The following is a 15,265-nucleotide window of genomic DNA, read 5'->3' on the forward strand; positions in this document are numbered from 1 at the left end:
TGTGCGATTGGTTGTTGATATGGTTGGTTTTACTCTTGAACGTGTTGACTTGTCAACGGTTTTCTGTAACCTGGTTCACATGACTGCGATGTCCCTGTCTAGCTCACAGGCCTCCGAATCGGCCGCATCCAGCGCCGTCCTGCACGGCGTCCCCGTCGTGACCGGGGTGGCCTATGCGCCCGTGATCCGTCCGGGCACGCTGCCCGAGGTCGACGTGTCCGTTCTCCCCGAGATCGCGGACGCAGACCGGCCCGCCGAGAAGGAACGTTTCGGTGCGGCCGCGGCCACCGTGGCCACCCGACTGCGGGATCGCGCCGCCCACGCGACCGGCGCCGCCTCGGAGGTTCTCGCCGCGACGGCCACCCTCGCGCAGGACCGCGGCTGGCTCGGTGCAGCCGAGAAGCGCATCAACGACGGCGCGCCCGCCGTCCGCGCGGTCACGGCGGCGATCGACCAGTTCGTCGACATGTTCACCAAGCTCGGCGGCTTGATGGCCGAGCGCGTCACCGACCTGCGCGACATCCGCGACCGTGTGATCGCCGAGCTCAACGGCCTGCCCGAGCCTGGTGTGCCGCTGCCCGACAAGCCGTCGGTCCTGTGCGCCGAAGACCTCGCCCCCGCCGACACCGCCGGCCTGGACCCCGCGCTGATCGTCGCGCTGGCCACCACGCTGGGTGGGCCCACCAGCCACACCGCGATCATCGCGCGGCAGTTGGGGATTCCGTGCGTGGTCGCCGTCACCGGGCTGGACGACGTGCCCGCCGGCACGACCGTGCTGGTCGACGGGACCCGCGGCACCGTGACCGTGAATCCCGACGCCGACGAGGCCCGCACCGCCGTCGACGATGCCGCGCGAGTGGCCGCCGCAGCCGCCGGGTGGGCCGGTCCGGGTGCGACGGCCGACGGTCACCAGGTCGCTGTCCTGGCCAACGTCCAGGACGGAGCCGCAGCGCGGTCCGCGCGGGAGACCCCGGCCGAGGGCGTCGGATTGTTCCGCACCGAACTGTGCTTCCTCAACACCGACGCCGAGCCCACCGTCGACGAGCAGGCTGAGATCTACGGCGAGGTGCTCGACGCGTTCGCCGGGCACAAGGTCGTCATCCGCACGCTGGATGCCGGATCCGACAAACCGCTCAAGTTCGCCGGCCACCCGGACGAAGCCAACCCGGCGCTCGGGGTGCGCGGCATCCGGATCGCGGAGAACAACCCCGGGCTGCTGGCTCACCAGCTCGACGCGATCGCCGCTGCCGCTGAGCGCACCGGCCAGAAGCCGTGGGTGATGGCGCCGATGATCGCGACTGCCCAGGAGGCGCAGAACTTCGCCGAGCAGGTGCGCAGCCGCGGCCTCACCCCCGGCGTCATGATCGAGGTGCCGGCCGCCGCGTTGCTGGCCGACCGCATCCTCGAGCACGTCGACTTCCTGTCGATCGGCACCAACGACCTCGCGCAGTACACGATGGCCGCCGACCGGATGTCCGCCGACCTGGCCACCCTCACCGACCCCTGGCAACCCGCCGTCCTCGCATTGGTGGCGATGACCGTCCGCGCCGGCATCGTCGCGGGCAAGCCCGTCGGGGTGTGCGGCGAGGCCGCGGCCGACCCGCTGCTGGCGTGCGTGCTGACCGGTCTCGGCGTGACGTCGCTGTCGGCGGCAGCCGCCGCGGTACAGGGTGTCGGCGCGAAGCTCGCCACAGTGACGTTGGAGCAGTGCCGCGAAGCGGCCGACGCCGTGCTGGCGACGGCCAGCGCCGCTGACGCCCGCGCCGCGGCGCTCGAGGTGCTGGGCTGACGGCCCGGTCGGAATGAATCGGACCGCGGTCCGGTTAATCAGGGCATGCCCGCAATCACCGCAGACACCCTGACCCTGCCCCGGCTGTCCGCACCGTCGCCGGTCGACACCGAACGCCCCGTGCGCTCGGTGACCACCGGGCCCCGCGGCTACGAAGGGGAGGGCTTTCCCGTCGTTCGCGCCTTCGCCGGAGTCAACGCCCGCGACCTCGATCCGTTCGTCCACATGGACCAGATGGGCGAGGTGGAGTACCAGCCCGGCGAGCCGCGCGGCACCGACTGGCACCCGCACCGCGGCTTCGAAACCGTGACCTACATGATCGACGGCCGCTTCGCCCACCAGGACTCACACGGGGGCGGCGGCATGATCACCGACGGCGCCACACAGTGGATGACCGCAGGCTCCGGCATCCTGCACATCGAGACACCGCCGGCCGAACTGGTCGAGAGCGGCGGCTTGTTCCACGGCATCCAGCTCTGGGTGAACCTGCCCCGCAGCGACAAGTTCGCCGCGCCCAAGTACCAGTCCATCGAGGGTCCCCAGGTCGGTCTGGTCGCCTCCGAGGACGGCGGTGCCCTGGTCCGCGTGATCGCAGGCGCCATCGGCGGCCACGCCGGCCCGGGGGCCACCCACACCCCGATCACGCTGGCGCACGCCACGATTCAGCCCGGCGCACGAGTCGACGTGCCGTGGGACCGCGACTTCAACGCACTGGTCTACGTGCTGTCCGGTCGTGGCTCGGTCGGCCCCGTCGGCCACCCCATCGAACAGGGTCAGCTGGCGGTCCTCGGCCCCGGAGACCGCATCAGCGTCGCCGCCGCACCCACCCAGGACGCCCATCGCCCCGCGATGGAAGTGCTGCTGCTCGGCGGCCGGCCTCTGCGCGAACCGGTCTTCCAGTACGGCCCTTTCGTGATGAACTCGAAGTCCGAACTCATCGCAGCGGTCGAGGATTTCAACGCCGGCCGGTTCGGCACCATCCCGCCGAACGCGCTGAGGCCGCACCAGTCAACCCGCTGACGCCGGATAGATCAGCTCCAGCTCGCCCAGCAGGGCGGCGACGGTGAGCAGCGGCAGAGCCGCCGAGATGCCGAGATCGTTCTCAGGAGCCGTCTCGCGCATCTCGGCGCGCATCTCTTTCCTGAGCGCCCGCACGAAGTCGTCGCTGATCGGTGTCAGCGACGGCGCTGCGTCGGCACTGCCGGCCACCCGCTCGCGGATCGCCTTCGCGTGCGATTCGACGACCGCGCGCACGCCCGGGTACGCCGACAGCGGCGGAGGTGTCGGGATGTCGGCGATCAGATCGGCTGCCATTCGCAGCCGGATCGCCCGGTTGAACGAGCGGACCACCGGCGCCCGGAAGTCAGAGTCGCCGCCGCTTTCCGAAAGATATTGGCGCACAGCATCATCGATCACCCGGGAGGCCGCCAGAGCCTGATGGCTCAGCGTCGTCACCTCGTCGTTGCGCTCCTCGTAGGCGCCGCGGGTGATGCGCAGCACCGCCGCCCACAGATAGCCGGCGAAGATCGCCCGCGCCGAGTCGATCGCCCGGGTCACCGAGGCCGTCGCACCCCGCGGCCACAGCAGCACCGACACCACCACACCGACCAACGCGCCGACGATCACGTCCTCGACCCGGATCAAACCCACCTGCCAGCCCGTCGGCACGATCAGGTTGAAGAAGATCAGCACCATCATCGTGAACGCGGCCTGCGCCGCGGTGAACGAGGCGATCTCGGGAACGTAGGCCGAGCCGAACACCGCGAACGGCATCAGCACCCACAGCACGGTCGGTTCCACCCCGACCAGACCGATGAGCAGGGCGCCCAGTAGAAATCCGATCGCTGTGCCGGTCACCGCGCGCCGCACCCGCGTCCCGGTGGACAACGCGCTGCTGCGCAGCACCGACAACGCGCCCAGCACCACCCAGAAGCCGTGCTCGACCGGGAAGATGTGGGTCACCGCGACCGCTATGGCCAACCCCAGGCCCGTGCGCACGCTGTTGCGTACCGCCACCGCACGATTCGCGAGGAAGCCCGACGTGATCTGCGCGGCCGCGGCGGCCTCGGGCAGCAACCGGTCCGATGCCCCTGTCGGCGGCAGACGCAGCCCCAGGGCGCGCGCCCACACCGGGCGGGCGTCGGCGGCTGCCGCGGCAGCGATGATCCGACCCGTCGCGCCGATAGTCGCGGCGATCGTGCGGCGCTGCAGCAGCGCACGACCCAACGCGACGGCCCGGTCGTCGTCGGGGGCGCTGAGGATCTCGTCGAGGTCCTCCCGCCAGCGACCCCGCGCGGTGGTGCGCAACACGTCGAGCGCCGCGTCCAGATCCATGCGCGCCACATCCCTGTCGGCCCGCCCAGAGATCCGCAGCACGGCAGCGGCGGATCGCAGCACATGCACCACCGCTTTCTTGTCGCGCAGCGTGACCCCGAGATCCTGCCCGACCCGATCGGCCACCCACTCGAGGTCGTCAACCACTCGGACCAGCGCCCTGCTGCCCGCGGTCAATCCGACCGGACGGAAGTCAGCCTCCAGGAACGTCTTTCGCAACTGGTCCATCGCGCGTCGCACGTCGTCCGCAGTGGCCGTGCCGTCGATGCGGTCGGCCAGCGTGCGGCACGCCCGGGCCGCGCGGCGGCGCAACTGTCCGTGATGCCGGGGCGGCAGCACGAACAGCGCGGCGGGCACGCACACCGCGAGCGCGATCGCCCAGCCCGTCAGTCGCTCACTGATAGGGCCGGGTGGCGTACACGCCGGCAAGACGAACAACAGCAACGTGGCCCGCTGCCCGGCCGCGACGGTCTCGCTCAACACACCCGAGAACGTCACCGCCACACCGAGGGCGAACATGATCGCCACCGCCGGCCACGGATAGGGGGCGATCAGCGTGCCCGCCGTGATCAGCACGAAGCCGTTGAGGCCCAGACCGGCATAGGCCACCGCGCGGTTCTGCCGATTGCCCGGGAAATCGGAGAACACCAGCAGGGCGACCGACCCGAACAGGGTGAACAGCGCGGTCTGCGGATTGCCGCCGCCGATCAGAAAACTCGTCCCCGCGGAGATCGGAACCACCGTCGCCGCCCGCACGGCACGCCGTAGTGCGTCGTTGTCGGGGTCGCGCTGATGCATCCGCCGGACGATGCGAGCACGTACGTCGAGTGTCGGCGCAGTCGTCAATGCGCGAGCACCTTCACGGCGATGACGAGCAGGCCCACCACGACCAGCGTTGCCACGGTGAGCGTTTGCTGCCACCACGGTAGCCGGGTGCGGCGCACGGCCAGCAACGCGATCAGGCCGAGCTCGCCGACGAGGATCCACTTCGCGACCCACATCGCGGTGTCGGTGTCGAGCAGCCCGAACCCGGCCGTCGCCAGCGCCGCCAGCGGCAGCACAGCGGCCTGCAGGATCTGCCCTGAGGCCTGCATGATCCGCCAGCGCTCCGCCCCGTGCGGCGCCTCCTCGTGCACGGCCAGGTGGGCGACCCAATCGGCCAGCAGGCTGGCCGCCCACAGCCCGCCCATGGTCACCGCGACGTCGAGCATCCGGGCCCAGCCGCTGGTGTCGTCTTCGGTGTAGCGCGTCAGGACCACCAGCGTGGCCAGACACGAGATGGCCCCGTACAGACGCTCCCGCAGCATCGCCACGACATGCTCGACGGGCGCTGCCTCGGCCTGGCCGCCGACGGGGTCAGTCACTGTCTGGCACCGACGCGAACCGCCCGGCGTCCAGACTCTCGAGCATTTGGGTCACCAGCCACTCCAATCCGTCCGGGTTGCGTGGCAACAGCGCCTGCTCGTATCCGACGAGCAGGTAGATCGACCACGACGCGAACATCTCAGCCTGCCGTCTGTTTCCCAATACTTGCAACGCGGCGTCGAACACTGCGTCGAAACGGTGACGATCGACCGCCGCCTGCGCGTCGTGCACGTGCTGGTCGATCGAACCCCAGACGCGGATCGCTGCCTCGGCACCGTGCGGCAGCGTCAGCCCGCCTTTGATCATCCGGTCCAGCCGTCGCCTCGGGTCGGGATCTTCGCCGACTTCTTCCACGCGGACCGTCATCCGGACCTGCCAGTCCGTGACGAGCTGGCGCGTGTAGTCCGACCAGCTCGCGAAGTGGTGATAGAACGATCCGCTCGTGACACCGAGCTTGCCGCACACCGAGGCGAGCTTCAGCCCGCCGTAGCCGGATTCGGCCAGCACATCGAACCCCGCCTGAAAGAACAACTCCCGTGACCCCGACGCCCCCATGTTCAAACTCTAAGTCGGCGGTTGGATGTTTGCTCGAATCCGCAGGTCGGTGTCAGAAACGACAGGCTGCGGGCACCCCCGGTGACGTGTGGCACAATTTCGAGGTGCCTTACACGGCGAGTAGAGGCCCAGGTCGACCCCCCGCGGCGAAGGCTGCCGAGACGCGGGAGCGCATTTTGCTTGCTGCGCGCGAGGTGTTCAGCGAGTTGGGGTACGACGCCGCGACGTTCCAGGCGATCGCCGTCCGGGCCGATCTGACCCGACCAGCGATCAATCACTACTTTGCCAGCAAGCGTGTGCTGTGGGGCGAAGTCGTCGAGCAGACGAACGCGACGATCGTCAGCACCGGAGTGTCACGCGCGCGGGAACGCACCGGCCTGGTCGACCGGCTGGCGGCGTTTTTGGCGGCGACCACGCAGGTGGACACCGAGGATCGCTCCGCCGCGGCGTTCCTGGTCACGTCGGTCCTGGAGACCCAACGGCATCCCGAACTGGTCAGCGACGACCACGATCCGCTGAAGAACTCCCGCTCCTTCGTCGCGTGGGCGGTCAACGACGCGATCGCTCGCGGTGAGCTCAGCTCGGACACCGACGTCGACCATCTGGTCGAGATGCTGGTCGCGGTGCTGTGGGGGATGGGCTTCTATGCCGGGTTCGTCGGGGATCGCGCCGCGCTGGGCACCGTGGTCCACAAACTCGAGCTGCTTCTTGCCAACAAGCTGTGGCATCTCGGTTCCTAGATTCACCCGGCCGTCGCGATAGTTAGACTCCCGAAGTATGAGCAGTTCGCGCACGGACAACGACACCTGGGACATCACCTCCAGCGTCGGCGCCACGGCCGTCATGGTCGCCGCCGCGCGCGCCGCTGAGACGCGGCGCCCCGACGCACTGATTCGCGACCCGTACGCCGAGATCCTGATCGCCGAGGCCGGCGACGGTGTCTGGGGGTTGCTGCTCGACGACGACTTCATCGCCCGGGTCACGACCTCCGACCCGGAGGTCGCCGCGATGTTCGAGAACATGAAGAGCTACCAGGCGGTGCGCACGCGGTTCTTCGACACCTTCTTCGACGAGGCGCTGACCGCGGGCGTCCGGCAGATCGTGATCCTCGCGTCGGGGCTGGACTCGCGCGCGTTCCGGCTGTCCTGGCCGGCAGGCACCACCGTCTTCGAGATCGACCAGCCCAAGGTGCTGGAGTACAAGGCCGCGACGCTGGCCGAGCACGGTGTCGATCCCACCGCCGACCGGCGCGCCGTGGCGATCGACCTGCGCCAGGACTGGCCCGCCGCGTTGACGGCCGCCGGGTTCGATACTGCACAGCCGACGGCGTGGCTGGCCGAAGGGCTGCTCATGTACCTCCCCGCCGACGCCCAGGACCGACTGTTCACGCAGGTCACCGAGCTGAGTGCGCCGGGAAGCCGCATCGCCGCGGAGTCGATGCGCCCGCATGCCGAGGACCGCCGCGAACGCATGCGGGAGCGGTTCGCCCGCATCACCGCGCAGTTCGATGTCCAGCCGATGGACATCAGCGAGCTCACCTACGACGACCCCGACCGCGCCGAGGTCGCCGAATGGCTCGACGCCCACGGTTGGCACGCCACTGCGGTGCCCTCGCTCGACGAGATGCGCCGCCTCGACCGCTACATCGAGGTCGAGGACGCAGACAGCGGATCGTTCTCCACCTTCACCACCGCGGTCCGCGACTGACGCGCGCCTGTTCACCAACTGGGTGGTTGGCTACGATTCGGGGTACTCGCCGGTCAGACCAAGGAGACCCTTCATGACCACCGATTCCGCCGTGCCCGTCGCACTAGACACCGACACCCCTGACATCGCAGCTACCGTCCGCAGGCTCCGGGAGACCTTCGCGACCGGCCGCACCCGCAGTGTGGAGTGGCGAAAGCAGCAGCTGAACGCCCTTGAACGGCTGATGACCGAGAACGAGGCGGCGATCGCCGCCGCGCTGGAGAAGGATCTCGGCCGCACCCCGTTCGAAGCGTGGCTCGCCGACGTCGCCAGCACCGCGGGGGAGGCCAAGAGCGCCGCCAAGAGCGTCAGCCGGTGGATGAAGCGCAGCTACAAGATGCTCGAGATGTCGCAGCTGCCCGGGCGTGGCTGGGTCGAGTACGAGCCCTACGGCACCGTGCTCATCATCGGCGCGTGGAACTTCCCGTTCGCGCTGACGCTGGGCCCCGCCGTCGGCGCGATCGCCGCGGGAAACACGGTCGTGCTCAAACCGTCCGAAGTGTCGCCGGCATCCTCGGCGCTGATGGCCGAGCTGGTCCCGCGCTACCTCGACAACGACGCCATCGCCGTGATCGAGGGCGACGGCATGGTCAGCCAGGACCTCATCGACCAGGGATTCGACTATCTGCTCTTCACCGGAGGCACCGAGGTCGGGCGCAAGGTGTACGAGCGGGCCGCCGCGCACCTGACGCCGGTCACCCTCGAGCTCGGTGGCAAGAGCCCGGTCATCGTGTCGGCCGACGCTGACATCGACGTCGCCGCCAAGCGCATCGCCTGGACGAAGCTGATCAACTCCGGGCAGATCTGCATCGCTCCCGACTACGTGTTGGCCGAGGCGTCCATCCGCGACGAGCTCGTCGACAAGCTGCGCGACGCTGTCGCCGGCTTCGAGGCGAACAACCCCAGCGGTAAGCAGATCGTCAACGAGCGGCACTTCGCCCGGCTCACCGATGCCCTGGCCGCCACCAAGGGCACCGTCGCCGTTGGCGGGGACTCCGACGCGGCCACCATCAAGATCCAGCCGACCGTCGTCGTCGACCCGGACCCGGCCGAACCGTTGATGACCGACGAGATCTTCGGCCCGATCCTGCCCGTGGTCACCGTCCAGAACATCGACGAGGCAATCGATTTCGTGAACGCGCGGCCCAAGCCGCTCGCCGCGTACCTGTTCACCAAGACCAAAGCGGTGCGCGAGCGCGTCGTCAAGAACGTCTCTGCCGGCGGCATGGTGATCAACCACCTGCTGTTCCACTTCGCCACGCACAAGCTGCCTTTCGGCGGGGTGGGCCCGTCCGGCATGGGCGCCTACCACGGCAAGTTCGGGTTCGAGACGTTCAGCCACAAGAAGACCGTGATGACCAAGACGACTCGACCCGATGTCGGCGCCTTCATCTATCCCCCGTATACAGAGAAGGCGTGGAAGCTCGCCCGTCGGTTGTTCTGAAAGGGGATAGTCAATGCCAGGAGTGCAGGATCGAGTCGTCGTCGTCACCGGTGCCGGAGGCGGTCTCGGGCGCGAATACGCGCTGACGCTCGCCCGTGAAGGTGCCAGCGTGGTGGTCAACGACCTCGGCGGGGCACGCGACGGCACCGGCGCCGGCCACAACATGGCCGACGAGGTCGTCCAGGAGATCAAGGATGCCGGTGGCCGCGCGGTCGCCAACTACGACTCCGTCGCCGAGCCCGAGGGCGCTGCCAACATCATCAAGACCGCCGTCGACGAGTTCGGCAAGATCGACGGTGTGGTCAGCAACGCGGGCATCCTGCGCGACGGCACGTTCCACAAGATGGAGTTCTCGAACTGGGACGCCGTGCTGAAGGTGCACCTGTACGGCGGCTACAACGTGATCCGCGCAGCCTGGCCGCACTTCCGCGAGAACGGTTTCGGCCGCGTCGTCGTCGCGACCTCGACCAGTGGACTGTTCGGCAACTTCGGCCAGGCCAACTACGGCGCCGCCAAACTCGGTCTCGTCGGCATGATCAACACGCTGGCCCAGGAAGGCGCGAAGTACAACATCAAGACCAACGCGGTCGCCCCGATCGCGGCGACCCGCATGACGCAGGACATCCTGCCGCCGGAGGTCTTCGAGAAGCTCACACCCGAGTACGTGGCACCCGTGGTGGCCTACCTGTGCACCGAAGAGGTGCCCGAGACCGCATCGGTGTTCATCGTCGGTGGTGGCAAGGTCCAGAGGGTGGCGCTCTTCCAGAACAAGGGTGTGACGTTCACCGAGGTGCCGTCGGTCGACGACGTCGCGGGCAAGTGGGGCGAGATCACCGATCTGTCGGCCGCCGAGCGCGCGTCGTTCAACCTCGGCTGACCGCTGCATGAAAGCGCTTGTTGCGCAGGAGTTGTCCGGACCCGCGGGGTTGTCCTACACGGACATGCCAGACCCCGCGGGTGACGGGCAGGTGGTGATCGACGTCCGAGCCGCCGGGGTGTGCTTCCCGGACCTGCTTCTACTCCGCGGTGAGTACCAGTTGCGGCTGGACCCGCCGTTCATCCCTGGCATGGAAGCGGCGGGCACGGTACGATCCGCGCCCGCTGGTTCGGCATTCACGGTGGGTCAACGAGTTTCGGCATTCACGATGCTCGGCGGGTATGCCGAGCAGGTGGCCGTCGATCCCGGGAGCGTGGTTCCGACGCCGCCCGACGTCGACGACGCCTCTGCCGCAGCTCTGCTGGGCAACTACTACACGATGTACTTCGCACTTCAACGCCGTGCGGCGCTGCAGGCCGGGGAGACGGTACTGGTGCTCGGCTCGGGCGGTGGCGTCGGAACGGCGGCGGTACAGATCGCCAAGGGGCTGGGCGCCCGCGTGATCGCGATGGTGCACCGTCCCTCGGCGGTCGAATTCGTCGAGTCCCTGGGTGCTGACGTGGTTCTGCCGTTGACCGACGGCTGGCTGGACGCGGTCAAACAGTACACAGACGGCCGTGGGGTCGATGTCGTGGTGGACCCGATCGGCGGGTCGGCCTTCGACGACGCCGTACGAGCGCTGGCCACCGAGGGCCGGCTGTTGGTCATCGGCTTCGCCGCAGGCGGTATCCCGACGGTCAAGGTGAACCGGTTGCTGCTGCGCAACGTCAGCGTGGTCGGGGTCGGCTGGGGTGAGTTCGTCAACCGCACGCCCGGCGCGCAGGCCGAGGTCGGAGCCGGGTTGGCGGAGCTGGTGGCGCAGGGCCTGAAACCGCCCGCGCCGGTGCGCTTTCCGCTGTCGGGCGGGGCCGAGGCGTTGCAGAAGCTCGCCGACGGGGAGATCCACGGGAAGCTGGTCCTGGAGCCGTGATTCGAGCGCTGGCGTTCGACGTGTTCGGCACCGTCGTCGACTGGCGTTCCAGCGTGGCCCGCGAGCTCGCGGCCTTCGGCGCACGACATGGCGTCGAGGACGACTGGTCGGCGTTCGCCGACGACTGGCGGGCCGGTTACGCGCCCGCGATGGACCGAGTGCGGCGCGGCGAGCTGCCGTGGACGCGGATCGACGACCTGCATCGCGAACGGCTCGTGGAATTGCTCACCGACCACGGCATCGACGTCGACGACGCGGAGATCGACGACCTGAACCGGGCGTGGCATCGGCTCGACCCGTGGCCGGACGCGGTGGCCGGACTGACCCGGCTCAAGCAGCGCTTCGTCATCACCACGCTGTCGAACGGCAATGTGTCCCTGCTGACGAACATGGCCAAATACGCTGGACTGCCGTGGGATTGCGTGCTCTCAGCCGAGGTCTTCCGGCATTACAAACCCGATCCCGAGACGTACCTCGGCTGCGCCGAGATCCTCGACGTGGCGCCGAGCGAACTGATGATGGTGGCCGCGCATCCGTCCGACTTGCGAGCGGCACGAGACGCCGGCCTGCGAACCGGTTTCGTGTTCCGGCCCACCGAGTACGGGCCGCAGCGCTCACTGCGCAAACCTGCTGAGGACGAATTCGACGTCGTGGCAGACGATTTCGGCGATCTCGCCGATCGACTCGGAGCTTGAAAGGATCGTTACCATGACCGCCACCCTGCCTGATGATCTCATCGACCTGCTGCGCAAGCCGAGCCCCTGCTTCGTGGCGACGCTGATGGCGGATGGCTCACCGCAGCTCACCGAGACGTGGGTGGCCACCGACGGCACCAACGTCGTCCTCAACATCGTCGGCGGTATGCAGAAGGAGCGGAACCTGCGCCGCGATCCCCGCATCGCGGTCAACGTGGCCGACCCCGACAACGTCGCGCGGTTCTACGAGGTGCGCGGTCGCGTGACGTCGATGACCAGCGAGGGCGGCAAAGCGCACATCGACGAGTTGTCGCAGAAGTACCTGCGCATCCCGTACCCGTACTTCAGCGGAAATCCCGACGAGACCCGGCTCATCGTCACGATCGAGGCCGACAAGGTCAATACCCCGATGGCGGGCTGACCCGGAGTGAGTGCTGCCGGCATCATCCTGGTCGGGCTGGTGATCGCCGTGGGCCTGGCGGGCATCCTGGTGCCGATCCTGCCCGGCGGACTCCTGGTGATCGCGGCGATCGGGGTGTGGGCGTTCGTCGAAGGGGGCGCGACCGCGTGGGTGACGTTCGGCGTCGCAGCGGCGTTCTTCGCGGCGGCGGCGATCATCAAGTACGTGTGGCCGGCGCGGCGGATGCGCGACGCTCAGGTGCGGACGTCGGTTCTGGCAGTGGGAGCGCTGGCCGGCATCGTGGGGTTCTTCGTGATTCCCGTCGTCGGGCTGGTGGTCGGTTTCGTCGCCGGTGTGTTCGGTGCCGAATTGGCGTCGCGGGGAAACCTGACGCGGGCCTGGGCCTCGACTGTGCACGCGGTCAAAGGTGTTGCGCTGTCGGTGGGTGTGGAGTTGACGGGGGCGCTGTTGGCGACGGTTGCGTGGGCGGTCGGGGTGTATCTGACGGTCTGAGGGCGTATGTGCCGGCAGCCCACTGTGAGCGACTGTGTCGGTGTCTGGTTAGTGGGTCTGTGTATCCGCCGAAAGTGTCGCTGAGGGTGGGCGGTCGAGCAGCATGGGTCCGCGGGCGACCGTCGCGCGGCTGCCGCAGATGTCGGTGCGACGTGCAAGCCTTCGACCATGTCCGACCTGTACGTGATCCGCGGAATCGGCCTGCGCTCGGTGATCACCGACCACCTGTTCCGCGTCGGCCCACAGACCATCCCCGATCTTCTCGACGCGCTCGAGTATCAAGGTTTCAGCGTCACCGGCCGGCCCGCCAAGACAGTCTCCGATGCCCTGCGCTGGGAGCGGGATCGCGGCCGGGTCCGCCGACTCCGCCGCGGCAAATACGGTCCCGGAGAAATGCCCCGAACAAGGGAACAGCGAATTCACCGCCGCGCCATGGAACTTCGCGCCCACGCCGGAATCGCTGCCGGTCGTGACGACGAACACTTCTGGGACCGAGTCGCACTCTACCTCGACTAGCCCTGAAGCTGGGTGCGCAACCGGTCCAGATCCGCCGCGCCGAGCCCGCTGGCCTCCAGATAGCCTGCCAGAGAACCGAATTCGTCATCCACCGTGCGCAGCGCCGCGGCCAAGTACTCCTCGCGCACCCCCAGCACCGAATCGGTCAGCCGAGCCTCGGCGAGGTCCAGGATCTCCGGCGCCTCCGCCGCCCGCTGACGCAGGTTCGCCAAAATGCTCTCCCGCAACTGCGGCACCGCGTCATTGCTGCGGAGGTAATCAGCCATCACGGCGTCGCGGTCCACCCCCGCAGCCTGCAGCACCACCGCGGTCGTGAAACCCGTGCGGTCCTTGCCCGCGAAGCAATGCGCCAACACCCGTCGTCCCGAACCGAGCAGCGTGACCACCTCGCGAACAGCCCGCTGCGCCAATGGCGCACTCGCGATCCGTCCGTACTCCTCGGTCATGTACCGCGCCGCAGCATCGGCGATCGACTCACCGTCCGGCTTGTCGGTCATCATCCGCTTGAACGCGTGCTCGTGCGGCGCCTCGTCATCGGAGACCGTCGTCTCGACGAACGGCAGATGGTGGATGTCCACGCCCGCGGGCACCAGCCCCGGGCCGTGCCGCTCCACCTCGCGCAGCGTGCGCAGATCAGCCACATCCGTCACGCCGAACCCCCGCAGCGCCGAGCGCCCGGCGTCGTCGAGCTTGGACAGCTCACTTGCCCGGAAGAGCCGGCCGGGGACGATCCCGGTCTGCTCGGCGACATCGCGGAAGTTCCAGGCGCCCGACAGCTCGTTGCCGGCCGAACCCACTAGCTGGTCACCGCCGCCGCCAAAGCTGACTTCTCCCTGCCCAATTCGGCGCGGGCGATGGTGCGCATGTGGACCTCGTCGGGGCCGTCGAACAGCCGCATCGCCCGGTGCCAGCCGTACATCCGCGCCAGCGGGAAGTCGTCCGCGATGCCCGCTCCGCCGTGCACCTGGATCGCGCGATCGATGACGTCGCACGCCATCTTCGGTGCCACCGCCTTGATCTGCGCCACCAGCACCTGGGCGTCCTTGTGCTTGTTGCCGTGCTGATCGATGGTCCACGCCGCCTTGTGGCACAGCATCCTCGTCTGGTCGATAGCGTTGCGGGACAACGCAATCGACTCCCGCACCACACCCTGCTCCGCGAGTGGCTTGCCGAACGCCACGCGCTTCTGCACCCGGTCGATCATCAGTGCCAGCGCCCGCTCGGCCACGCCGATCGCCCGCATGCAGTGGTGGATGCGGCCCGGGCCCAAGCGCGCCTGGGCGATCGCGAACCCGCTGCCCTCCTGGTCGAGCAGGTTCGACGACGGCACCCGGACGTTGTCGAAAACGACCTCGCAGTGGCCGTGCTGATCCTGCCAACCGAACACCGGAAGCGACCGCTCGATCGAGACCCCGGGTGTGTCCGTGGGCACCAGGATCATCGATTGCTGCTGATGGCTGGCCGCATCGGGATTGGTACGGCCCATGACGATGAGGATCTTGCACCGCGGATCGGCGGCGCCGGAGATCCACCACTTGCGACCGTTGATCACGTAATCGTCGCCGTCGCGCAGCATCGTGGTCTCGATGTTGCGGGCGTCGCTGGATGCGACCGCGGGCTCGGTCATCGCGAACGCGCTACGGATCTCGCCGGCCAACAGCGGCTCGAGCCACTGCTTGCGCTGCTCCGGGGTCGCGAACAGATGCAGCGTCTCCATGTTGCCGGTGTCGGGGGCCGCGCAGTTGGTGACCTCCGGGCCGATCTCCATGCTCCAGCCGGTCAGCTCGGCCAGAGGTGCGTACTCGAGATTGCTCAGCCCCGACTCGTCGGGAAGGAAGAGGTTCCACAGCCCACGGCTCTTTGCTTCGGCCTTCAACTCCTCGATCACCGGCGGCACCGTGTGATCGTCCGGGCCGGCCTCACGCCGATAGCGCTCGTAGGACTCCTCGGCAGGAATGACGTTCTCGACCATGAAATCGGTCAGCCGTTGGTGGTAGTCGGCTGCCTTGGCTGACATCGCGAAGTCCATGCCCGTCACGATATGACACGTGTAAACGCCGT

At 68.5% G+C, this 15,265-nt stretch carries 16 protein-coding genes; 11 read left to right on the forward strand and 5 right to left on the reverse strand.

All coding sequences use genetic code 11. The features are described 5' to 3' along the window. Positions 1–19: 19 nt before the first annotated feature. Together ptsP and ACZY1G_RS00975 are read left to right on the forward strand one after the other, a co-directional pair. Entirely contained in the window at positions 20–1,789 is a 1,770-nt protein-coding gene (gene ptsP / locus ACZY1G_RS00970; RefSeq protein WP_463821304.1) for a phosphoenolpyruvate--protein phosphotransferase, read from the forward strand. Between the two features lie 45 nt (positions 1,790–1,834). Next, the gene (locus ACZY1G_RS00975) at positions 1,835–2,809 is read left to right on the forward strand and encodes a pirin family protein (RefSeq protein ID WP_463821306.1); all 975 of its coding nucleotides are present in this window, start codon (positions 1,835–1,837) and stop codon (positions 2,807–2,809) included. Here the strand turns inward: ACZY1G_RS00975 and ACZY1G_RS00980 are convergent. Genes ACZY1G_RS00980 through ACZY1G_RS00990 form a run of 3 tightly spaced genes read right to left on the reverse strand, consistent with a single transcriptional unit; the run spans position 2,798 to position 6,043 of the window. Then, positions 2,798–4,921, reverse strand: coding sequence for an FUSC family protein (locus tag ACZY1G_RS00980; protein WP_463821308.1), 2,124 nt, complete (start codon positions 4,919–4,921; stop codon positions 2,798–2,800). The genes ACZY1G_RS00975 and ACZY1G_RS00980 overlap by 12 nt on opposite strands. A gap of 44 nt (positions 4,922–4,965) precedes the next feature. Next, the gene (locus ACZY1G_RS00985) at positions 4,966–5,430 is read right to left on the reverse strand and encodes a hypothetical protein (RefSeq protein ID WP_463814795.1); all 465 of its coding nucleotides are present in this window, start codon (positions 5,428–5,430) and stop codon (positions 4,966–4,968) included. A gap of 49 nt (positions 5,431–5,479) precedes the next feature. Continuing rightward, a complete protein-coding gene (locus ACZY1G_RS00990) occupies positions 5,480–6,043 on the reverse strand; it encodes a TetR/AcrR family transcriptional regulator (RefSeq protein WP_463813155.1) in 564 nt (187 codons plus the stop codon). A gap of 104 nt (positions 6,044–6,147) precedes the next feature. On the opposite strand from ACZY1G_RS00990, the gene ACZY1G_RS00995 reads away from it, so the two are divergent. The 9 genes from ACZY1G_RS00995 (at position 6,148) to ACZY1G_RS01035 (ending at position 13,204) form a co-directional block, all read left to right on the forward strand. Beyond that, a complete protein-coding gene (locus ACZY1G_RS00995; RefSeq protein ID WP_463813156.1) occupies positions 6,148–6,783 on the forward strand; it encodes a TetR/AcrR family transcriptional regulator in 636 nt (211 codons plus the stop codon). Positions 6,784–6,820: 37 nt separating this feature from the next. Then, positions 6,821–7,750, forward strand: a complete 930-nt coding sequence (locus ACZY1G_RS01000; protein WP_463821310.1) for a class I SAM-dependent methyltransferase — start codon at positions 6,821–6,823, stop codon at positions 7,748–7,750. Positions 7,751–7,823: 73 nt separating this feature from the next. After that, positions 7,824–9,233 (forward strand): aldehyde dehydrogenase family protein, encoded by a 1,410-nt coding sequence (locus ACZY1G_RS01005; RefSeq protein ID WP_463813159.1) that lies wholly within the window; start codon positions 7,824–7,826, stop codon positions 9,231–9,233. 13 nt (positions 9,234–9,246) lie between these two features. Then, positions 9,247–10,110, forward strand: coding sequence for an SDR family NAD(P)-dependent oxidoreductase (locus ACZY1G_RS01010; RefSeq protein ID WP_463821312.1), 864 nt, complete (start codon positions 9,247–9,249; stop codon positions 10,108–10,110). 7 nt (positions 10,111–10,117) lie between these two features. After that, entirely contained in the window at positions 10,118–11,080 is a 963-nt protein-coding gene (locus ACZY1G_RS01015) for an NADPH:quinone oxidoreductase family protein (RefSeq protein ID WP_463821314.1), read from the forward strand. Then, positions 11,077–11,775: a haloacid dehalogenase type II gene (locus ACZY1G_RS01020; protein ID WP_463821316.1), complete on the forward strand. Its 699-nt coding sequence runs from the start codon at positions 11,077–11,079 to the stop codon at positions 11,773–11,775. Before ACZY1G_RS01015 ends, ACZY1G_RS01020 begins: the two co-directional genes overlap by 4 nt. Positions 11,776–11,788: 13 nt before the next feature. After that, positions 11,789–12,196 carry a PPOX class F420-dependent oxidoreductase gene (locus ACZY1G_RS01025; protein WP_463821318.1) on the forward strand — a complete coding sequence of 136 codons (408 nt, stop codon included), beginning with the start codon at positions 11,789–11,791 and terminating at the stop codon, positions 12,194–12,196. Positions 12,197–12,202: 6 nt separating this feature from the next. Further along, positions 12,203–12,688 (forward strand): DUF456 domain-containing protein, encoded by a 486-nt coding sequence (locus tag ACZY1G_RS01030; RefSeq protein WP_463821320.1) that lies wholly within the window; start codon positions 12,203–12,205, stop codon positions 12,686–12,688. 168 nt (positions 12,689–12,856) lie between these two features. Beyond that, on the forward strand, positions 12,857–13,204 hold the full coding sequence (locus ACZY1G_RS01035) for a hypothetical protein (RefSeq protein ID WP_463821322.1): 348 nt from the start codon (positions 12,857–12,859) through the stop codon (positions 13,202–13,204). Here the strand turns inward: ACZY1G_RS01035 and ACZY1G_RS01040 are convergent. Both ACZY1G_RS01040 and ACZY1G_RS01045 read right to left on the reverse strand, forming a co-directional pair. Next, positions 13,201–14,001: a tyrosine-protein phosphatase gene (locus ACZY1G_RS01040; protein WP_463813166.1), complete on the reverse strand. Its 801-nt coding sequence runs from the start codon at positions 13,999–14,001 to the stop codon at positions 13,201–13,203. The genes ACZY1G_RS01035 and ACZY1G_RS01040 overlap by 4 nt on opposite strands. After that, entirely contained in the window at positions 14,001–15,221 is a 1,221-nt protein-coding gene (locus ACZY1G_RS01045) for an acyl-CoA dehydrogenase family protein (protein ID WP_463814797.1), read from the reverse strand. Before ACZY1G_RS01045 ends, ACZY1G_RS01040 begins: the two co-directional genes overlap by 1 nt. Between the last annotated feature and the right edge of the window lie 44 nt (positions 15,222–15,265).

It is taken from the genome of Mycobacterium sp. IDUB_5, from assembly GCF_055419565.1.